Annotated in this window: 10 protein-coding genes; 3 read left to right on the top strand and 7 right to left on the bottom strand. The window is 59.1% G+C overall.

The features are described from left to right. Positions 1-48: 48 nt before the first annotated feature. Positions 49-9,936 (bottom strand): retention module-containing protein, encoded by a 9,888-nt coding sequence (locus J7655_RS14880; protein ID WP_230925104.1) that lies wholly within the window; start codon positions 9,934-9,936, stop codon positions 49-51. Positions 9,937-10,262: 326 nt separating this feature from the next. On the opposite strand from J7655_RS14880, the gene J7655_RS14875 reads away from it, so the two are divergent. The 3 genes from J7655_RS14875 to J7655_RS14865 all read left to right on the top strand — a co-directional run bounded on the left by J7655_RS14875 (position 10,263) and on the right by J7655_RS14865 (position 15,257). Next, positions 10,263-11,603 (top strand): TolC family outer membrane protein, encoded by a 1,341-nt coding sequence (locus J7655_RS14875; RefSeq protein ID WP_230925103.1) that lies wholly within the window; start codon positions 10,263-10,265, stop codon positions 11,601-11,603. Positions 11,604-11,746: 143 nt separating this feature from the next. Beyond that, on the top strand, positions 11,747-13,903 hold the full coding sequence (locus tag J7655_RS14870; protein ID WP_230925102.1) for a type I secretion system permease/ATPase: 2,157 nt from the start codon (positions 11,747-11,749) through the stop codon (positions 13,901-13,903). Then, positions 13,893-15,257, top strand: a complete 1,365-nt coding sequence (locus J7655_RS14865) for an HlyD family type I secretion periplasmic adaptor subunit (protein WP_230925101.1) — start codon at positions 13,893-13,895, stop codon at positions 15,255-15,257. Before J7655_RS14870 ends, J7655_RS14865 begins: the two co-directional genes overlap by 11 nt. Before the next feature lie 243 nt (positions 15,258-15,500). Here J7655_RS14865 and mmsB read toward each other — a convergent pair whose 3' ends face one another. The 6 genes from mmsB to J7655_RS14835 form a co-directional block, all read right to left on the bottom strand. Then, the gene (gene mmsB, locus J7655_RS14860; protein ID WP_230925100.1) at positions 15,501-16,382 is read right to left on the bottom strand and encodes a 3-hydroxyisobutyrate dehydrogenase; all 882 of its coding nucleotides are present in this window, start codon (positions 16,380-16,382) and stop codon (positions 15,501-15,503) included. Positions 16,383-16,515: 133 nt separating this feature from the next. Then, complete coding sequence (locus tag J7655_RS14855; RefSeq protein ID WP_230925099.1) at positions 16,516-17,619, bottom strand: enoyl-CoA hydratase/isomerase family protein; 1,104 nt, start codon at positions 17,617-17,619, stop codon at positions 16,516-16,518. Between the two features lie 92 nt (positions 17,620-17,711). Beyond that, positions 17,712-18,530, bottom strand: coding sequence for an enoyl-CoA hydratase (locus J7655_RS14850; RefSeq protein ID WP_230925098.1), 819 nt, complete (start codon positions 18,528-18,530; stop codon positions 17,712-17,714). Between the two features lie 53 nt (positions 18,531-18,583). Next, the gene (locus J7655_RS14845) at positions 18,584-19,747 is read right to left on the bottom strand and encodes an acyl-CoA dehydrogenase family protein (RefSeq protein WP_230925097.1); all 1,164 of its coding nucleotides are present in this window, start codon (positions 19,745-19,747) and stop codon (positions 18,584-18,586) included. Between the two features lie 6 nt (positions 19,748-19,753). Next, positions 19,754-21,001 carry an ABC transporter substrate-binding protein gene (locus J7655_RS14840; protein WP_230925096.1) on the bottom strand — a complete coding sequence of 416 codons (1,248 nt, stop codon included), beginning with the start codon at positions 20,999-21,001 and terminating at the stop codon, positions 19,754-19,756. 89 nt (positions 21,002-21,090) lie between these two features. Continuing rightward, entirely contained in the window at positions 21,091-22,527 is a 1,437-nt protein-coding gene (locus tag J7655_RS14835) for a CoA-acylating methylmalonate-semialdehyde dehydrogenase (RefSeq protein ID WP_230927736.1), read from the bottom strand. Positions 22,528-22,630: the final 103 nt, after the last annotated feature.

The following is a 22,630-nucleotide window of genomic DNA, read 5'->3' as shown; positions in this document are numbered from 1 at the left end:
CGATTCACGGAAGATACCCGCTGCCGTCTGGCAGCGGGTAATTTCCTTTTAGTCGTGGTTCTTGACGATGAGGTCGTTACCAGCGATCAGGGAGTCGGCCATCACACCATTGCTGAACGTGATGGTGATATCGGCTGCGCCACCTGTAGCGAAGTTGCCGTCGGTACTGATTTCCAGTTTCGATGGGTCGCTGTCGCTCACGCGCAGGTATTGGGTCAAGTTTTCCGCCTCCGTCAAATCCTTGAACAGATCGCTCAGGTCGATCTTGTCTTGACCGACAGAGAAGTCAGTGATGATGTCATGACCAATGTCACCCTGTTTCCAGACGAAGGTGTCCTTGCCGCTGCCACCGGTCAGGGTGTCGTCGCCAGCACCGCCGATCAGGATGTCATCACCGTTGCCGCCGACCAGGATGTTGTTGCCCGAACCACCAGCAAGTACATCGTTGCCCGTAGTACCTTGTAAGGTTTGGTTCGGATCTATAACTACGGAGAAGTCGGTGCTGGCTGAGTCACCATTACCATCGGTCACGGTGGCGCCGAAGTCGAGTTTTATCTCTGTGCCATCAGTAGGTGTTTTCTTATAGCCAACATTGACTGTGGTTACAGAGAAAGTGGTACCACTACTGGAAGCTCGTAGCTCTATGGTTGAAATACCGTCCGGATTGTCAATGGATATGGTTGGGGAACTACTGCTAACCCGATTAACCGTAATCCAATTACCTTCACCATTGACTCGGTATTGTGCCTGCTCGCTCCAGCTTGTCAGGCCACTCGTGCCAATTTGTATTGATGTGATCAATACCTCGTCCGAGGCTGCAAGGTTAAAGGACAGTACTTCATTATCGGAACTTCGGTAATTAATAACCTGGTTCTCACTGCCAGAACTTGGTGCATTAACTCCTAGGAGTTTGTTGCTATTACTCCAGTAAGGTGTTCCTCCTGTCCCGCTCAGTGATAAGTTGAAATCTGTTGTGCCGGTCGCTATCTGTGTGACAGAACCGTTGCTGTTCGGGAACGTAATACCCCTACTGAAAGATGCGGAAGGCTGATCCAGTGTTCCCAGCATCTCGACGTTATAGCTACCGTTGGCGGCGTTGCCACTGACTTTGAACACAACCTCGTTCGTACCTTGCTTGACAGCCTCCAGGCCACCGTTGGCAGTCGAACGGTAAACTAGTGGCACTCCATCCGACGTTATTGAAACTGTATGTTGAATGCCGTTGACGGTGGTTGTGCCTGTTACCTGCTGGCCATTGAGCGAAGTATCATTGGCAGCAGTGATCTTCACGCTGGAACCAGCGACATCGCGACCGACTTCGATGCCAAGGCTGGCCTCTGCTTTGGTACCCGTTTCGCTGCTAATGACTAGGGTTTCCGCAGCTGCTTCCACCACCGGTACGGTAGGCAGGTTCTTTGCACCTTTCAGGGTGATAGTCACGTCCGCGGTAGAGGTGTCGCCATCGCTATCCCTGATCGTGTAGGAGAACTTAAGGTTCTCAACCTGGCCGACGTCCATATTGTCCCGAGCTTCGCGACTTACCTCGAATTTGTATGTGCCATCCGCTCTGCCGGTGAACGTCCCGAAGTCGGTGACAAGCGTGTGGGTACCGTCACCATTGTCCGTGGCACCATTCCAAGTGATGTAATCCCCCTCCGCTACAAGCAGAGCGCCATCCGCGCCTATGTCATATACGCTGGAGACATCGCCTGTTTCGACCGGCAAGGTATCCGTGGATTTGATGACGGCGTACAGGTCATATGAAGTAGCTGCTTGCTCGGTTGTATAAATTTTGCTGACCAGATCGCCGTTCTTATCAAGGAAACCCTTGATCTCAAGCTCGTAGGTACGATCACCGATGGTAAATGTCTGTGCCAACTGGCTATTTGCCAGTTCGATGATGTCATCATTATCCGGGTGGCTGGCCGGTGTTTTGTCGTTTGGAGTTTCGGTGTGCGTCAGTTTGACGACATGCGTAATGGTCGTCGATACGCCATCAATGACGACATTAAGTTTCACTACGAGGTCAACTGTCTTCATCACCGCATCGGATGACCCCAGCGGGAGGTTGTTATGCGTCAAGGTGCCGATCTTGAAGTCCGAATCGGTCAGAATCTGTCCGGATGCACGCAAACCTTCATTATCTTGGAAGGTATAGCTGGACTTGCTGCTGCTTGAACCTGAGCCCCAGCTAATTTTGTCCGTATAGCTGTCGGAGTCAGTGTTTTCATAGGTGAACGCATTATTGGCGGTTCCTTTGTCAGGAGCGGCATTGATGAATCCGGCCTCTAGGCCACCTACGCTTACATGGCTGACAGGAATCGTAATCTCTTGACTATCTGGCATCGCCTCTGGTGAATCGTCTTCGATTGTGACGGTAATCTTCGACGTGACAGTCGATACTTCGTCGCTCACCGTCACTCCGATATCGAAGTCCAGTACGTCTTCCAAGTCTTGGAGCGGATGATCGACCGGCGCTTTCAGTTCAATGCGGTAGTTGCCATCGTTGTCGATAGTGGCATTGATGACTTCCGTGCTCCCAGCCTTACCAATAAGGGTTTGGCCATCGGTAGACAATGTCCAGTGCACCCCGACCCCACTAGAGGTGATGTTTCCATCGGAGGGCGCGATCAATTTCACCGACAGGTTGGCGCTGTCAGGATCACTGATGACCAGTTGACCGACATATATGGCCTCGTCAGTCTCATCGGAAGTGCCTTTTGTATCGGGGACTCCGCCGGGAAGGCCTTCTTCGGACACAACTGCTGTGCCAGCAGTAATCGTTGGGGGAGTGTTGCTGATGATCAGATCAATGCTACCAGCGGTCGTCAACTTTTCGAACTGAGTACCTTCGACAGTAATTTTCTTGATGCTGTCAATCAGTGAGCCGCTCTGATCCAGTGTGAATTGGATGCTTCCAGTAGTTCCGCCGGGTGCGATTTCAATGATCCTACCGCTCTCCAACTCCACCGTGATCTTGCCATGTTGATCAATTGGTAGATTTGCGTCGGTGGTTAAATTGACCTGATAGGTGATTTCACCACCTAACGTAGGTGTGCCTACAGCGGTGAGGGTCGCGGTGACGGTGTCGACGGTGTCGACGATGGTGGTGGAGGCCGGGCTACCCAGGCTGAGGTTCTCGAACTCGACACCATCGCTGTCGGTCGCACCGGCCAGGCCGATGGTCAGCGGTTCACCATCTTTGAATACGTCATCGCCTTGGGCAGGAGCTTCGTAGTCGATGCTGCCGGTATTGGCGAGGATCGTGACCTTGTCACCATTGCTCAGCGTGACTTCCACATCGCGATCAACGTTCGGGCTGATGCTGATGGTGAACACCGGCTTTTGGTTTTCGAAGTACTGCGTCTCTTTGGCAGCGATGGTGATGGTGATGGGGTCACCGCCATTCGGGGTACCAGGATCGCCAGGGTTGCCTGGGGTGCCAGGCTCGTCAGTGACGGTAACGCTGGTTTCACCAGCGGTTGCCAGTTCTTCGAACTCGCTGTCGCTGCCCTCCAGCACACCTTTGATGCCATTAGTGATGGTCGGCTGGCCACCGACGAAGGCGTCGTCATCCACGGTCACTTTGACCGAGCCGGAGGTCGCACCCGCTTCGATCGTGATGGTTTCGCCGTTATCCAGCTCGAACTTCAGACCATCGTGCTTGGTGAAGTCGGCATGAGCAGGGCCGCTCAGGGTGATGGTGTAGGTGATTTCACCACCTTCAGCGACGGAGCTGCTGTCGACTGTCAGTGTGGCGGTGACGGTGTCGACGGTATCGACAACCTTGGCTTCTGCCGGAGCACCCAGGGTCAGGTTTTCGAAGGCATCGCCATTGGCGGCCTTGGCTCCTTCCAGAGGTATGCTCAGGTCAGCACCATCCTTGTACACGTCATCGCCTTGGGCTGGACGGGTATAGGTAGTGGAACCTTGGTTAGCCAGGATGGTGACGGTCTTACCACCATCGAGGGTGACCACGACATCACGATCAACAGGTTTGTCGATGCTGACGGTGAAGGTTTGTTCTTCGTTCTCGGCGAACTCCTCCTTGGTGGCTGCGATAGTGATGGTGATGGGGTCACCGCCATTCGGGGTACCAGGATCGCCAGGGTTGCCTGGGGTGCCAGGCTCGTCAGTGACGGTAACGCTGGTTTCACCAGCGGTTGCCAGTTCTTCGAACTCGCTGTCGCTGCCCTCCAGCACACCTTTGATGCCATTAGTGATGGTCGGCTGGCCACCGACGAAGGCGTCGTCATCCACGGTCACTTTGACTGAACCGGAGGTCGCACCCGCTTCGATCGTGATGGTTTCGCCGTTATCCAGCTCGAACTTCAGACCATCGTGCTTGGTGAAGTCGGCATGAGCAGGGCCGCTCAGGGTGATGGTGTAGGTGATTTCACCACCTTCAGCGACGGAGCTGCTGTCGACTGTCAGTGTGGCGGTGACGGTGTCGACGGTATCGACAACCTTGGCTTCTGCCGGAGCACCCAGGGTCAGGTTTTCGAAGGCATCGCCATTGGCGGCCTTGGCTCCTTCCAGAGGTATGCTCAGGTCAGCACCATCCTTGTACACGTCATCGCCTTGGGCTGGACGGGTATAGGTAGTGGAACCTTGGTTAGCCAGGATGGTGACGGTCTTACCACCATCGAGGGTGACCACGACATCACGATCAACAGGTTTGTCGATGCTGACGGTGAAGGTTTGTTCTTCGTTCTCGGCGAACTCCTCCTTGGTGGCTGCGATAGTGATGGTGATGGGGTCACCGCCATTCGGGGTACCAGGATCGCCAGGGTTGCCTGGGGTGCCAGGCTCGTCAGTGACGGTAACGCTGGTTTCACCAGCGGTTGCCAGTTCTTCGAACTCGCTGTCGCTGCCCTCCAGCACACCTTTGATGCCATTAGTGATGGTCGGCTGGCCACCGACGAAGGCGTCGTCATCCACGGTCACTTTGACTGAACCGGAGGTCGCACCCGCTTCGATCGTGATGGTTTCGCCGTTATCCAGCTCGAACTTCAGACCATCGTGCTTGGTGAAGTCGGCATGAGCAGGGCCGCTCAGGGTGATGGTGTAGGTGATTTCACCACCTTCAGCGACGGAGCTGCTGTCGACTGTCAGTGTGGCGGTGACGGTGTCGACGGTATCGACAACCTTGGCTTCTGCCGGAGCACCCAGGGTCAGGTTTTCGAAGGCATCGCCATTGGCGGCCTTGGCTCCTTCCAGAGGTATGCTCAGGTCAGCACCATCCTTGTACACGTCATCGCCTTGGGCTGGACGGGTATAGGTAGTGGAACCTTGGTTAGCCAGGATGGTGACGGTCTTACCACCATCGAGGGTGACCACGACATCACGATCAACAGGTTTGTCGATGCTGACGGTGAAGGTTTGTTCTTCGTTCTCGGCGAACTCCTCCTTGGTGGCTGCGATAGTGATGGTGATGGGGTCACCGCCATTCGGGGTACCAGGATCGCCAGGGTTGCCTGGGGTGCCAGGCTCGTCAGTGACGGTAACGCTGGTTTCACCAGCGGTTGCCAGTTCTTCGAACTCGCTGTCGCTGCCCTCCAGCACACCTTTGATGCCATTAGTGATGGTCGGCTGGCCACCGACGAAGGCGTCGTCATCCACGGTCACTTTGACTGAACCGGAGGTCGCACCCGCTTCGATCGTGATGGTTTCGCCGTTATCCAGCTCGAACTTCAGACCATCGTGCTTGGTGAAGTCGGCATGAGCAGGGCCGCTCAGGGTGATGGTGTAGGTGATTTCACCACCTTCAGCGACGGAGCTGCTGTCGACTGTCAGTGTGGCGGTGACGGTGTCGACGGTATCGACAACCTTGGCTTCTGCCGGAGCACCCAGGGTCAGGTTTTCGAAGGCATCGCCATTGGCGGCCTTGGCTCCTTCCAGAGGTATGCTCAGGTCAGCACCATCCTTGTACACGTCATCGCCTTGGGCTGGACGGGTATAGGTAGTGGAACCTTGGTTAGCCAGGATGGTGACGGTCTTACCACCATCGAGGGTGACCACGACATCACGATCAACAGGTTTGTCGATGCTGACGGTGAAGGTTTGTTCTTCGTTCTCGGCGAACTCCTCCTTGGTGGCTGCGATAGTGATGGTGATGGGGTCACCGCCATTCGGGGTACCAGGATCGCCAGGGTTGCCTGGGGTGCCAGGCTCGTCAGTGACGGTAACGCTGGTTTCACCAGCGGTTGCCAGTTCTTCGAACTCGCTGTCGCTGCCCTCCAGCACACCTTTGATGCCATTAGTGATGGTCGGCTGGCCACCGACGAAGGCGTCGTCATCCACGGTCACTTTGACTGAACCGGAGGTCGCACCCGCTTCGATCGTGATGGTTTCGCCGTTATCCAGCTCGAACTTCAGACCATCGTGCTTGGTGAAGTCGGCATGAGCAGGGCCGCTCAGGGTGATGGTGTAGGTGATTTCACCACCTTCAGCGACGGAGCTGCTGTCGACTGTCAGTGTGGCGGTGACGGTGTCGACGGTATCGACAACCTTGGCTTCTGCCGGAGCACCCAGGGTCAGGTTTTCGAAGGCATCGCCATTGGCGGCCTTGGCTCCTTCCAGAGGTATGCTCAGGTCAGCACCATCCTTGTACACGTCATCGCCTTGGGCTGGACGGGTATAGGTAGTGGAACCTTGGTTAGCCAGGATGGTGACGGTCTTACCACCATCGAGGGTGACCACGACATCACGATCAACAGGTTTGTCGATGCTGACGGTGAAGGTTTGTTCTTCGTTCTCGGCGAACTCCTCCTTGGTGGCTGCGATAGTGATGGTGATGGGGTCACCGCCATTCGGGGCACCAGGATCGCCAGGGTTGCCTGGGGTGCCAGGCTCGTCAGTGACGGTAACGCTGGTTTCACCAGCGGTTGCCAGTTCTTCGAACTCGCTGTCGCTGCCCTCCAGCACACCTTTGATGCCATTAGTGATGGTCGGCTGGCCACCGACGAAGGCGTCGTCATCCACGGTCACTTTGACCGAGCCGGAGGTCGCACCCGCTTCGATCGTGATGGTTTCGCCGTTATCCAGCTCGAACTTCAGACCATCGTGCTTGGTGAAGTCGGCATGAGCAGGGCCGCTCAGGGTGATGGTGTAGGTGATTTCACCACCTTCAGCGACGGAGCTGCTGTCGACTGTCAGTGTGGCGGTGACGGTGTCGACGGTATCGACAACCTTGGCTTCTGCCGGAGCACCCAGGGTCAGGTTTTCGAAGGCATCGCCATTGGCGGCCTTGGCTCCTTCCAGAGGTATGCTCAGGTCAGCACCATCCTTGTACACGTCATCGCCTTGGGCTGGACGGGTATAGGTAGTGGAACCTTGGTTAGCCAGGATGGTGACGGTCTTACCACCATCGAGGGTGACCACGACATCACGATCAACAGGTTTGTCGATGCTGACGGTGAAGGTTTGTTCTTCGTTCTCGGCGAACTCCTCCTTGGTGGCTGCGATAGTGATGGTGATGGGGTCACCGCCATTCGGGGTACCAGGATCGCCAGGGTTGCCTGGGGTGCCAGGCTCGTCAGTGACGGTAACGCTGGTTTCACCAGCGGTTGCCAGTTCTTCGAACTCGCTGTCGCTGCCCTCCAGCACACCTTTGATGCCATTAGTGATGGTCGGCTGGCCACCGACGAAGGCGTCGTCATCCACGGTCACTTTGACTGAACCGGAGGTCGCACCCGCTTCGATCGTGATGGTTTCGCCGTTATCCAGCTCGAACTTCAGACCATCGTGCTTGGTGAAGTCGGCATGAGCAGGGCCGCTCAGGGTGATGGTGTAGGTGATTTCACCACCTTCAGCGACGGAGCTGCTGTCGACTGTCAGTGTGGCGGTGACGGTGTCGACGGTATCGACAACCTTGGCTTCTGCCGGAGCACCCAGGGTCAGGTTTTCGAAGGCATCGCCATTGGCGGCCTTGGCTCCTTCCAGAGGTATGCTCAGGTCAGCACCATCCTTGTACACGTCATCGCCTTGGGCTGGACGGGTATAGGTAGTGGAACCTTGGTTAGCCAGGATGGTGACGGTCTTACCACCATCGAGGGTGACCACGACATCACGATCAACAGGTTTGTCGATGCTGACGGTGAAGGTTTGTTCTTCGTTCTCGGCGAACTCCTCCTTGGTGGCTGCGATAGTGATGGTGATGGGGTCACCGCCATTCGGGGTGCCAGGATCGCCAGGGTTGCCTGGGGTTCCGGGCTCATCGGTGACCACAACGCTGGTATCGCCAGCGGTTGCCAGGTCTTCGAAGGTGTCGTCGCCGGTGACGCCGACGATGCTGTTGGTGACATCGTCCTGACCGCCCTGGAACGCATCATCGGCTACCGGATCACTATCAGCGCTACCGCTGCTGGCGTCTTTTTCGATGCTGACTACAGTGCCGTCAGCCAGGGTGAAGGTCATGTTCTCCGGAGCCTTCACCAGATTGCCGTTGGCATCGGTGAGGGTGACGGTGTAGGTGATCACGCCGCCTTCTGCCACGCTGTCTTGTTCAGCGGTGAGGGTGGCGGTGACGGTGTCGGTATCATCTACCACTGTGGTGTCGGTGGTGCTTGAGGTATCCAGTGCCTCGTAGTTGCCACCAGTGGTGCCGACGATTTCGAAGGTGACGGTTTCATCGCCTTGTTTGTAGACGTCGTCGTCACGGGTATCTACTTCGATGGAGCCAGTGCTCTCGCCAACCGGGATGGTGATGGTGTTGCCGTTACCCAGGTCGATGACCAGGTCGCTGCCGGTAACCGGGTTGTCGACGGTGGCGGTAACGGTGATCTTGCCGCCTTCGGTGACGCTGTCATCGGAGGTCAGGGTGATGACGGTTGCATCGTTGTCATCGACCACGGTGGTGGAGGTGCTGCTGGTGGTATCCAGGTTCTCGTAGTTGCCACCGGTGGTGCCGACGATTTCGAAGGTGACGGTTTCGTCGCCTTGTTTGTAGACGTCGTCGTCACGGGTATCGACTTCGATGGAGCCAGTGCTCTGGCCAACCGGGATTGTGATGGTGTTGCCATTACCCAGGTCGATGACCAGTGGGGTGCCGGTTACCGGGTTGCTGACCTCGGCCGTGACGGTAATTTTGCCGCCTTCGGTGACGCTGTCATCGGAGGTCAGGGTGATGACGGTTGGATCACTGTCGTCACTGACGATGGTGGAGGTGGTGCTGTTGGTATTGAGGTTTTCGTAGTTGCCGCCCGAGGTGCCGACGATCTCGAAGGTGACGGTTTCGTCGCCTTGCTTGTAGACGTCGTCGTCACGGGTGTCGACTTCGGTGAAGCCGGTGCTCTCGCCAACCGGTATGGTTATGGTAATGCCATTACCCAGGTCGATGATCAGCGGTGAGCCGGTGACCGGGCTGCTTACTGTGGCAGTGACAGTAATCTTGCCACCTTCTGTGACCTGACCATCGGAGGTCAGTGTGACAGTTGCGCTGATGCCCGCAGGAACCCCGGTATTAGTGTCGTCTTCACCGATCTCTTCGCGGGCGAAGTCAGTTGCAGAGCCGATCGGGCCGGTCGGGAAACCAATGGTCGGATCCAGCCGCTGAGCTGTCGCGTCCAGCATCACGAAGCTGTGGCCGCCGCCTGCTGCGCCGCCTGCACCTCCAGCGCCTGGGCCTGCTGCGGTTGCTTCGAGGTCGGTAGTCGGGTCGAAGCCGGCTGCCAGGGCTTGTTCCAGCTCGGACGGGGTATCCGTGCCAGCTGTTGTGTCCTCTGTAGGCGCCTCGGCCTGCCAGGAGCTGTTGCCGGCCAGTGCAACGGTTTCACCATTGCTCAGTTGCAGCACCACTTCGCCGCCGAGCGAGGTGAGTACCTGCTCACCCTGCATCAGGCGATCGCCTTCGAAAATCTGACGCTTGAATCCATCGACTGAAACGGCGAATACCTGACCGACGAGGCTTTTGACGATAGCGGCGATGTTGCTCATGAGCTGACTCCTGATGCGCAGTAGGGCGCTGATATCCTTGAAGAGGGCGCTATTTCTTTAATTACTACAGAGACTTTGCGTGTTGTTTGATTGGCGTCAATTATTCGTCTTATTTCTGATTGGAATTGACTATATGCCAACCTATTGACCATTTAAGTCTGATCATAAACAATCTACACGCACGCTGCCACTTTGAAATGAAAACTTTGTTTATGGCCTGAATTGCACTGGCCGAGGGCCTGGCCACCGAGCTTCGAATTGGTGGTTGGCAGCGGTTGTTCCCTCTGTTGCGCGTTGGCCTCGCATCTGAAAGGAATTCCAAGATCATGCGCTTCTTCATCCTTCCGTTGGCTATGGCCGTATCCTTCGCCGCTCATTCTCAAACGCTTCCAGAAGCGATGCAGGCGGCACTGAATGTCCACCCAGAAATTCAAGCTGCCATCAATGCCAGGCTGTCTGCTGATGAGCAGATGAAGGCCGCCAGAGGGGGCTACCTGCCTCAGGTTGACTTGTTGGCTGGTTATGGTCGTGAGGGTACTGACAGTCCCTCTACCCGTGGCGCCGACCACAACAAGGAGACCTTGACGCGCGGTGAATCTAGCTTGCGTCTGCAGCAGATGCTGTTCGATGGATTTGCCACTAGCAATGAGGTTGGGCGTCAGCGTGCGACTGTTAATGCACGCGCTTATGAATTACTGGGCGGTTCCGAGCGCACCGCACTGCGTACCGCAGAGGTGTACCTGGAGGTACTCAAACGCCAGGAAATGGTTCGCCTTGCCGAAGACAACCTGCGTAGTCATGAGCGCATCTATGATCAGATTTCCCTGCGCACCCAGCGCGGCGTAGGACGTACTGCTGACCAGGATCAGGCAGAGGCTCGTTTGGCTCAGGCGCGTAACAACCTGATTACCGAGGAAACCAACCTGGCTGATGCTGCGATCAACTATTTCAGTGTCATCGGGCAGAACCCGAGTGAACTGACTCTACCCGCTTCTTTGGTAGGCCAGCTGCCGGAAACCTTGCAGGCAGCGCGCGAGCAGATGCTAGTCAACAACCCTTATCTGAGCTCTGCACAGGCTGATGTACAGGCCGCCGAGCACCAGTACGAAGCCGCGAAGTCGACCTTCTATCCACGTTTCGATGCGGAGCTGTCACGTAGCGCTGACAATAACCTTGATGGGGCGGCTGGCCACAGCAATGAATGGCGCGCCATGATTAACATGCGCTACAACCTGTTCGCCGGTGGCAGCAACAAGGCTGACCTGCAATCCAAGGCGCATCAGGTCAATCAGTCCATGGATATTCGTAACAACGCGCTGCGTGTGTTGAATGAAGACCTTGGCCTGGCGTGGAATGCTCTGGATAACGCCCGCAAGCAGTTGCCTATCGCACAGCAGTATGTCGACTACAGTAGCCGAGTGAGAGAGTCTTATCAGAAGCAGTTTGGTTTGGGTGAGCGTACTCTGCTTGACCTGCTGGACAGCGAGAACGAGCTTTTCACTGCGGCCCGTCGCCTCGAAGAGGTGCGATACACCGAGCTGTCGACTCAATATCGCATCCAGGCTACCGTGGGCTCGCTGCTCAAGAGCCAAGGTGTTGTCGCGCCGATGGCGGCAACGCCTCTGGATCAGGTCAATGCTCAGGTGCAGTTGCCAGGTCTGAATTAACTACGAGAAATGCATCGCTTCGGTGCTGTTGATCGTGAGCGGTTGTGGGATCTCGTTTACAGTGTGTAAGCGGGGTTCCCAACCGTTTTTTTGCTTTTCTGGTACATGGCTTTTGCTACCTATCTTTATGCGAGTGATCCTCTGTGACCGTAGAGTGCAGCCCCTCTCCAAGCCTTTCTGATCCTCGGGATCGCTATGACGATCCACTGCTCGATAGTCTGCTTTCGTTGTGCACTCTGCATCAGCGACCTGCCAGCCGGGCGATGTTGACCAATGGCTTGCCACTGCCGGCGCAACGTCTGAGCGCCGAGCTGTTGCCGCGTGCTGCTGCGCGTGCCGGACTACAGGGGCGCTTGTTGCGCAGGCCCTTGCAGAAGATTTCAGCCATCGCTCTGCCCGCGCTATTGCTGCTTCGTGATGGCCGCAGTGCCCTGTTGCTGGCCTGGGATGAACAGGGCCGGGCACGGGTGATGCCCAGTGAAAGCGAGGGGGGCGAGGTCTGGATCGATGCACAGGAGTTGGCAGCCGATTACAGCGGTCAGGCATTCTTCGCCCAGCCGCGGCACCGCTTCGATATCGATCGTGGTGAGCTGATACCCCGGACTCAATCCTGGTTCCGCGATACGTTGATGTTATCGCGAGGGCTTTACGTCGATGCGATTGCGGCAAGTCTGATCATCAATATGATCGGTCTGAGTATTCCGTTGTTCGTGATGAACGTCTATGACCGGGTCGTACCCAACCAGGCAACGGCGACCCTCTGGGTGCTGGCCATTGGAGTGGCAGGTGCCTTTATCTTCGATCTTTTGCTCAAGACCCTGCGTGGGTTGTGCCTGGATCTTGCGGGCAAGAAGACCGATCTGATCATTTCGGCAACCTTGTTCGAGCGCATCGCTGGAATGTCGATGAAGCACCGTCCGGCACGCGTCGGCAGCTTCGCGCAGAATATTCACGAGTTTCAGAGTCTGCGAGACTTTATGGCCTCGTTGACCTTGGCGAGTGTGATCGATCTGCCGTTTACCTTGCTGATTCTGGCCGTGATCGCCTTCATTGGCGGGCATCTGGTTTGGATTCCGCTGCTGGCGTTTCCGATTGCCGCAATGATTGGACTGATATTGCAGCGCCCTCTGGCACAAGTGATGGAGCGCAGCATGGCCTTGGCCTCCGAGCGGCAATCCAGTCTGATCGAAACCCTGGGCGGGCTTGATGCCGTCAAGGCCAACAATGCCGAGAGCGAGCGCCAGTACCTGTGGGAGCAGACCATCGGCACTCTGAGTCGTCTGGAGCTGCGGGCGCGCATGTTGTCCACCTTCGCCATGAACAGCACGGTTTTCCTGCAACAGTTGGCAGGCGTCGTAACTATTGTGCTAGGGGTTTATATGATAATCGCAGGCAACCTCAGCATGGGTGGCCTGATCGCCTGCTACATGCTTGGTAGCCGTGCTCTGGCACCGCTGACGCAGGTTTCGGGCTTGCTGACTCGCTACCAGCAGGCGCGGGTAACTCTCGACTCGGTCAACCAGATGATGAATCTGCCGCAGGAAAGACATGAAGAAGAGAGGCCGCTCAAACGGGAGACCCTGCAGGGCGCGATCGAATTCCGTCAGGTGGATTTCCATTATCCGGAGCAGGAGCAGGCTGCACTCAAGGACATCAACCTGACGATTCGTCCGGGCGAGAAAATCGGCATCATCGGTCGTAGCGGCTCAGGCAAGAGTTCGCTGGCCAAGCTGATCATCGGGCTGCACCAGGCCGATGCTGGGAGCCTGCTGATCGACGGTATGGATGTACGCCAGCTGGATGTAAGCGACTTGCGTCACAACATCGGCTATGTCCCACAGGACATCCAGCTGTTTTCTGGAACCTTGCGCGATAACTTGGTGAGCGGCGCCCGTTACGTCGAGGACGATTTGGTATTGCAGGCATCGGAAATGGCCGGCGTTCACGAGTTCGCCCGGTTGCATCCGAAAGGCTATGAACTTCAGGTTGGCGAGCGCGGCCAGCAGTTATCGGGTGGTCAGCGGCAGAACGTTGCCTTGGCTCGAGCCTTGTTGCTTGATCCCACCATCCTGCTGCTGGACGAGCCGACCAGCGCTATGGACAACGCCACTGAGGAGCGACTTAAGCAACGCTTGGCCTCTATTTCTGTCAATAAGACTCTGCTGCTGGTAACCCACCGAGCATCAATGCTTAGTCTGGTCGACCGGTTGATCATTATCGACCGTGGCCGAATCATTGCCGATGGCCCGAAAGGTTCTGTTATGGAAGCATTGAAGAAGGGGCAGATCAGTGTCGGGTAAGTCGTTGCGCCAATCTGTTCAGCAGTATTTTTCTGGTGGTTCCGAGAGTATAGGCAGCGAGCCCTTGCCCGAAGTGCGCAAGGCACTTATCGAGGATGCTCCACGGGTGGTGCGTTTGACCATCTGGGCGTTGATCGGCTTTGTAGCGTTTTTTCTGCTCTGGGCGCATTTTGCAGAAGTTGAGGAAGTCACCCGTGGCGATGGTAAGGCGGTGCCTTCTTCACGTCTGCAGAAAATCCAGAACCTGGAAGGTGGTATCGTCGCCGAGATTTTCGTGCGCGACGGCCAGATCGTGGAGGCGGGGGCACCTCTGATCCGTCTGGATGATACGCGCTTTGCGTCGAATGTCGGTGAGACCGAGGCCGACCGAATGGCACTGCAACTGCGTGTCGAGCGTTTGAGCGCGGAAGTCGCCGGACGTGACCTGGAAATTCCTGAGGCCATGAGTGCTCAGGATCCACGCCAGGCTGAAAGCGAGATGCAGTTGTTTTTGAGTCGTCAGCAACAGTTGCGTGACGAGGTTGCAGGACTCGAGGAGCAGCTTACCCAGCGTCGTCAGGAACTACGCGAATTCACATCCAAGCAGGGGCAGTTTCGCAATAGCCTGGAACTGCTGCGTCAGGAGATTCGCATGTCCGAGCCATTGGTCGCTGAAGGTGCGATTTCAGCGGTAGAGGTGCTGAGACTCAAGCGAGCCGAGGTAGAGAGTCGCGGACAATTGGAAGCGACTACCCTGGCGATACCGCGTGCTCAGGCCGCGATCACCGAGGTCGAACGCAAGATCGATGAAACCCGTGGACGCTTTCGTAGTGAGGCCCTGAGCCAGCTTGGTGAGGCACGAACCGAGCTGAACAAGATTCAATCGACCGGGCGGGCGCTGGAGGATCGAGTCAAGCGAACGCTGGTCACCTCGCCGGTGCGTGGTATCGTCAAGCAACTGTTGGTCAATACCATCGGTGGAGTCATTCAGCCGGGTAGTGATCTGGTCGAGATCGTACCGCTAGATGACTCACTACTGGTCGAGGCGCGTATTCGCCCACAAGACATTGCCTTTCTCCACCCAGGCCAGATGGCGACGGTGAAGTTCACGGCTTATGACTACACCATCTACGGCGGGCTTAAGGCTGAGCTGGAACAGATCGGTGCTGATACCGTAACCGATGAAGAGGGCAATAGCTTCTACCTGATTCAGTTGCGTACGGAGAAGAGTCATCTGGGTAACGAAGATCAGCCCTTGCTGATCATTCCTGGGATGGTTGCGTCAGTGGATATTCTCACGGGTAAGAAGAGCATTTTGAGTTACCTGCTCAAACCGATTTTGCGCGCGCGCTCCGAGGCCTTTCGCGAGCGCTAGCAGCATGAGTTTCATGGGGGCCAAGCCTTGAAGTTGGGCACCTGGGTTTGTATTGGGCTGACAGCCGCAATTCGCTGCGAGGCGCAGCTCCTTCGGGGGCGTTTGAGCGCTTCCACTGTAGGAGCCCCGCCTCGGGGCGAAGCTGTTGAGCTTTACGCAGGGACGTAATTCGCGATTTGCAGGTTCTATAAACGCGCATTCCTAGCGTAGCCCGGCTTACATCCAGGCTACGGTAAGGGGCGACTACACGAACAACTGCTGTACCACCGAAAAGTCCTGCTTGCCCTTGCCCTGCTTGAGCAGCAGGCGGTAGAGCTGCAGCGCCAACGCGCCCATCGGCGCGCTGTTGCCGTTGTGGCTGGCGGTTTCCTGGGCCAGGCCGAGGTCCTTGGCCATCAGTTCGGCCATGAAACCGCCGCTGTAGCCCTTCGAGGCCGGCGCGTTTTCCATTACGCCGGGCCAGGGGTTGTACTTCTCCAGCGTCCAGTTGCCACCGGAACTCTGCCGCATGATCTCGGCCAGAACGGCCGGCTCCAGGCCGTTGGCCACGCCCATGGCCATGGCTTCGGCGGTGGCGATCATCTGCACCGCGAGTACCTGGTTGTTGCAGACCTTGGCTACCTGGCCGGCGCCATCCGGGCCGGCGTGGAAGATGTTCTTGCCCATTTTTTCGAGCAAAGGTCGGGCGCGCTCCAGCGCCTGTGCCTCACCACCGACCATGAAGGTCAGGGTGCCGGCCGCCGCGCCACCGGTACCACCGGATACCGGCGCATCGAGCAGAGAGATGCCGCGCTCGCGGGCAGCGGCGTGCACCTTGCGCGCGGACTCCGGGGCGATGGTCGAGCATTCGATAACGAGCGTGCCGGCCTTGAGTCGTTCGAGCAGACCGCCTTCTCCCAGGTACAGGTTTTCCACATGGCGGCTCGCCGGCAGCATGCTGATCACCACCTGCGCCTGTTCGATGGCGTCTACGGCGCTGTCGGCTGCCACGGCGCCTTCGCTTGCCAGGGTGTCAACGGCGCTTTGCACCAGGTCGAAGACTTTCAGCGGGTAGCCCGCCTTGAGCAGGTTGCGGGCCATGGGCAGGCCCATGTGGCCGAGGCCGATAAAGGCGATCTGGGTCATGGCGGTTCTCCTTGCTGTTGGGTGGCGCGGTGTCGCCCGGGCACACCGATTGTTTGTAGCCCGGATGCAATCCGGGGGTTGGTTCCGGGTTCTCCCGGATTTCAACCGGGCTACGTGCTTGCTTTAGTGTTCCCTACAAGTCTGCCAACGGATGTTCGCCATCCCAGGCTGGGGCGAAGTGCGCGTCGATCACGGCTGCTGGGATCGCGGCCACGTCCGGCCAATGCCAGTGTGGCGTCTGATCCTTGTCGATCAGGCGGGCGCGTACGCCTTCGGGGAATTCCGGGTGGCGGCAGCAATTCAGGCTCATGACGTATTCCATGCGGAACACCTCGGCCAGCGACAGGTGACGGGCACGTTTGATCTGCTCCCAGACCAGGTGCGCGGTCAGTGGGCAGCCGTGGGCCAGGGTCTTGGCGGCGCGGGCGAGCAGGGCGTCGTCGTCCTGCTGCAGGGTGCTGAGTGCCTGCACGGCAGCCGGCAGGTCGGCGACATCGAGCAGCGTGTCGATACGCTCGCGATATGGTAGCCACTGCGCGGCGGGCAGTTCGCTGCGCGCCTCGCTTTCCAGCGCGCGCAGCAGGCTGTGCAGCTGAGCGTTGGGCTGCTCGCGCCAGTTCAGTTGCACCAGGCCGTCGAGCAGAGCGTCTTGCTGGTCGTCGCGCAGGAAGCGGTCGGCCAGGTTCAGGTCCAGCGCATCACGGGCATTGATGCTGGCCGCGGTGAGACCAAGGAACAGGCCCAGGCGACCCGGCAGACGGGCGAGGAACCAACTGCCGCCGACATCCGGGTACAGGCCGATATTGATTTCCGGCATCCCCAGACGACTGCTGGGGGTGACGATGCGGATGCCGGCGCCCTGCATCAGGCCCATGCCGCCACCCAGTACATGGCCGTGGGCCCAACAGATGAAGGGTTTTGGGTAGGTGTGAATGCGGTAATCGAGACGGTATTCGTCGGCGAAGAAGCGTCGTGCCAGCGGCGGTACTTCACCCGGTTTTTCGCGGCACTGATTGACCAGTTGCACCACATCGCCGCCGGCGCAGAAGGCCTTGGCGCCGTTGCCACGCAGCACCACGCAGGCGATCTCGGGGTCATCGGCCCAGGCATGCAGGCGCGCATCGAGCGCTTCGATCATCGGCAGGGAGAGGGCGTTGAGGCTCTTCTCGGCATCCAGGCTGGCGATGCCGATGCGGTAGCCGTGCAGGCTGGGGCGTTCTTCGAATTGCAGGTTCATGCGTGTTTCCCGCGTAGGGTGGAGGGCGCTTTGTCCATCCACCGCGTGTGTTGTGGTGGACGTGAAAGGCGACGTCCACCCTACGAGCGTGCTTACTTGTTACGCCACTGCGGATCGCGTTTTTCCAGGAAGGCGTTGACGCCTTCGCGGGTGTCGTCGGCATCGAACAGGTCGACGAAGCGCTCGCGCTCCTCCGGCAGCCAGGTGTTCGGGCCGCGCTGGCGGGCGCCCTGGATCAGCGGTTTGATGGTGCGTACCGCTACCGGGCTCTGCCGCGCCACCTTGGAGGCCAGCAACAGGGCGGTGCCGCGCGCTTCGCCGGTGTCCACCACCTGTTCGACCAGGCCGATGCGCAGGGCCGTTTCAGCATCGATGCGTTCGCCGCAGAGAATCATGCGCTTGGCCCAGCCTTCGCCGACCAGCCAGGGCAGCGCCTGGGTGCCGCCGGCGCAGGGCAACAGGCCCACGGCGGCTTCCGGCAGGGCCATCTGCGCCTGGCGTTCGGCGATGCGAATGTCGCAGGCCAGGGCGCACTCCAGGCCGCCGCCCATGGCGTAGCCGTTGATCGCGGCGATGGACACGCCACGGAAATCACGCAGGGTCTCGAAGGCCTCGCCGAAGCGCCGCGCCATTTCGCGGGCGCGAGCCTTGTCGCCGTCAGCGAACATGTTCAGGTCGGCGCCGGCGGAAAAGAACTTCGGCCCCTGGCCGGTTACCACCAGGGCGTAGACCTCGTCGTCACGGTTGAGGTGTTCGATCACCTGCTTGAGGCCGATCAGCGAGTCACGATCCCAGGTGTTGGCCGGCGGGTGGTTGATGGTGATCAGCGCGGTGTGGCCGTGCTTCTCCACGGTGAGCTTGTGGGTCAAGTCGAAGATGCCGGGTTTGTAGGTTTCGATTGCAGTGCTCATGACAGACCTCGTCGGTAATCTTCCCTCTCCCGGAAGGAGAGGGATCTAAGCGGTTACAGCAGGCGATCGAGCATGCCGCCCTGCAGCAGCAGGCGGCGGGCGACGATCACCCGCATGATTTCGTTGGTGCCTTCCAGGATCTGATGCACGCGGGCGTCGCGTACCCAGCGTTCCAGCGGATAGTCGTTCAGATAGCCATAGCCGCCATGCAGTTGCAGCGCCTCGTTGCACACCGCGAAGCAGTGGTCGGTGGCGAAGCGCTTGGCCATGGCGCAATACAGGCTGGCTTCGCCATGCCCGTGGTCGAGCTTGTGTGCGGCCAGGCGCACCATCTGCCGGCTGGCGGTGAGGTCGGTGAGCATGTCGGCGAGTTTGAATTGCAGCGCCTGGAACTGGCTGAGCGGCTTGCCGAACTGCTTGCGTTCCTCGACGTAGCGCAGGCTCTGTTCCAGCGCCGCCTGAGCGGCACCGAGCGAGCAACTGGCAATATTCAGACGGCCACCATCGAGGCCCTTCATCGCGTAGACGAAGCCTTCGCCTTCCGGGCCGATAAGGTGGCTGGCGGGAATACGCACGCCCTCGAAGGTGATGGTGCGGGTCGGCTGCGCCTTCCAGCCCATCTTGTCCTCGTTGCGCCCGTAGCGCACACCAGGGGCATCGGCCGGCACCAGGAAGCAGGAGATGCCCTTGGCGCCATCCTCACCTGTGCGTGCCATGACGATCAGCACCTGGGTGCTGCCGGCGCCGGAGATAAAGCATTTGCTGCCGTCGATCACGTACTCGTCGCCCTCGCGGCGGGCGCGGGTGCGCAGGTTGGCGGCGTCGGAGCCAGCGTCCGGTTCGGTAAGGCAGTAGGAGGCCAGCGTCTGGCCGGAAATCAGCCCCGGCAACCAGGTGTCCTTGAGCGCCTGGTCGGCGAAGCTGGCGAGCATCCAGGTGGCCATGTTGTGGATGGTCAGGTAGGCGGTGGTGGCCACGCAGCCGGCCGCCAATTGCTCGAAGATCAGTGAACTGGACAGCCGCGAGAGGCCCAGGCCGCCATCTTCTTCGGCGATATACAGGGCCAGGTAGCCCTGCTCGGCGGCGCGGCGAATCACCTCGACGGGGAAGTGATGGTCGCGATCCCAGTCGGCGGCGTGGGGTGCCAGCTCCCGTGCGGCGAAGGCACGTGCGCTGTCGGTAAGCAGGCGTTGTTCGTCACTGAGTTCGAAGTCCATGGCATCTCATTGCAAGGTCAGGGGTTGGCCGGCTGCGCGGCGCTCGGCCTGCCAGTCGGCGAGGCTGGGCAGGGCGCTGCTGGCGTCGAGGCGGTCGACGATCTCGAAGTAGTCCTGCTTGAGCGGGTCCTTGAGTACCTCGTCGCGGGTTTTTACCTTCACGGCATAGACCGTCTGCAGGTTCTGGTGATCGAAGGCACGCCATTGCTGTTCATCCTTGAGCAAGGTGTAGCGATGACCTTCCAGCGCCTTGATCAAGGCTTCGCTGTCGAGGCTCCTGGCTCGGGTGGCGGCATCGGCCCATTGCTGCACGATGCTGTAGGCCGAGGCCGCAGAGCTGGAGGGATACATCTCGTAGCGAGTCCTGAAGGCTTCGACGAAGGCTTCACCACGGGCAGATTTCTCCAGTGCCGGTACGCGCCAGGTCCAGGGCTCGGTACCGATCACACCCTGCATCAAACCGGGGCCGGCTTGTTCGACCATGCTTTGGGTCAGGTTCGGGGCGACGATCTGCATGCGGCTGGTCAGGCCCAGGTCATGGGCAATGCGCATGGCACGCACCAGGTCTTCACCAAACAGTACCAGGGCCAGAATGTCGGCATTGCTCGCAGCGGCCTGGGTCAGGGCATCGGTATAGTCGGCCAGGCGCGCGCCGGGGAAGGGCGTGCGAACCCCGGCATGCTGGCCCACGTTGTCACTGGCCGTGGCTTGGCGCAGTGAAGCTTCGGTGGTGTGGCCCCAGGTGTAGTCGGCGGTAACGTAGAAATAGCGTTTGTTCGGCAAGGTCTTGTTCAGGTACTGGCCGAGCACCTGAGCGCTCATCCAGGCGTTGTTGCACTCGCGGAACATGTAGCGATGGCCGTCCTTGCCGGTGGTGTCGTTGGAGTAGGTGAGGGTGCCGAAATACAGCAGGCCGTGTTCCTTGGCACGCTTGCCGGCAGCGATGGCCACCGCGCTGGAAGAACCACCAAAGAGCATGGCCGCACCCTCGGCCGCCAGCTTGTCGACGTTCTTCACGGCCTTGGCCGGACGCGAGGCGGTGTCCTTGCTGGACAGGCGCAAGGGCCGCCCGAGGACACCGCCTGCGGCGTTGATTTCATCGATGGCCAGCAGGGCTCCACGCATCTGCGCCAGTCCCTCCTCTTTATACGGGCCGGTGCGCGGGTAGTTGAGACCGAGGGTGATCGGCTCGGCAGCCTGCGCACAGGCGGTGATTCCGGCCCAGAGGGCCAGGATGGCGGACAGGTGGCGCATTGCAGTTCTCCTTGTTTTTTCTGCAGAGTCTTTTTACGCCGCTTGTCCAGTTCTCGTGATCGTCTTTTCGTCTAATAAGAACGCCGTTCTCATTTCAGTTGAATGGTCATGTTCGGCCCGGCCTCAAGCGGCGTGTCGTCGAACCAGCGACTGGTCACGGTCTTGGTTTCGGTATAGAAGCGCACCGCCTGCTTGCCGTAGGCGTGCAGATCACCGTAGAACGAGCCCTTCCAGCCAGTGAAGGAGAAGAACGGCAGTGGTACCGGGATCGGTACGTTGATGCCCACCTGGCCGACTTCAATCGCATGCTGGAAATGCCGCGCAGCGCCGCCGGAGCGGGTGAACAGGCTGGTACCGTTGCCGTAGGGGCTGGCGTTGACCAGTTCGATGGCCTCTTCGAGGGTATCGACCTGCATGCACACCAGCACCGGGCCGAAGATTTCCTCGCGGTACAGGCTCATCTCCGTCGTCACGCCACGGAACAGGGTCGGCCCGACCCAGTTGCCATTCGGATACTCCTCCACCGTGCACTGCGATCCGTCGAGCAGGCATTCGGCGCCTTCAGCCTTGCCCTGTTCGATCAGATGCAGCACGCGCTGGCGTGCCTGCGGGCTGATCAGCGGGCCATAGGCGGCGCCGCTGTCCTGCCAGTGGCCGGGACGCAGTGCGGCCATCTGCTCGGCCAGCTCGTCGATCCACTGTTTCGATTCGCCGACGAACACCGCCACGCTGATGGCCATGCAGCGTTGCCCGGCGGCGCCGCAACTGGCGCCGAGCAGGTTGCTGAGCACCTGATCCTTCGGTGCATCCGGCATGATCACCATATGGTTCTTGGCCCCGGCGAAAGCCTGCACGCGCTTCAGGTGCTGGGTGCCGGTACGGTAGACATGCTGGCCCACGTTGACCGAGCCGACGAAGGAGATCGCGCGCACGGCCGGATGTACCAGCAGTGCATCGACCTGTTCGCGACCGCCATGCAGCACTTGCAGCACACCAGCCGGCGCGCCGGCTTCGAGGAACAGCTCGGCCAGGCGATTGGGCGTCAGCGGATCCTGTTCGGACGGCTTTAGGATGAAGGTATTACCGCAGGCGATGGCCAGCGGGAACATCCACAGCGGAATCATCGCCGGGAAGTTGAACGGGGTGATGCCGACGCACACACCCAGCGGCTGGATCCAACTGGCGGTGTCGATTTCGCGTGCGACGTTCTCCACCGTCTCGCCCATCATCAGGCTGGCGATATTGGCCGCGTGTTCGGCCACTTCGATGCCACGCCAGACGTCGCCCTTGGCGTCGGCAAAAGTCTTGCCGGTTTCCTGGGCAAGAATCTCCGCCAGTTCGTCGTGATGCTCCTTGAGCAGGTGCTGGTAGCGCAGCATCAGGCGCGCGCGTTCCGACACCGGCACCTCGCGCCAGGCGAGGAAGGCCTTCTGCGCACTGGCGACTGCCGCCTCGATTTCCTCTGCGGTGGCTTTGGGGGCGAGGGCGATCACCTCCTGGGTGGCCGGGTCGGTGACTTCGATCAGATCCGTGGCCTAGCTTTGCAGCCATTGACCGTCGATCAGTTGCGGCAGGGTATGGGGCATCGTGGCCTCCTGTTGTTCTTGTCTGTGCTCCGTTATAGCCCTT

It is taken from the genome of Pseudomonas wenzhouensis, assembly GCF_021029445.1.
Lineage (GTDB): Bacteria > Pseudomonadota > Gammaproteobacteria > Pseudomonadales > Pseudomonadaceae > Aquipseudomonas > Aquipseudomonas wenzhouensis.
The sequence above is the reverse complement of the archived record's forward strand: the minus strand, read 5'-3'. Positions and strand labels throughout refer to the sequence as shown.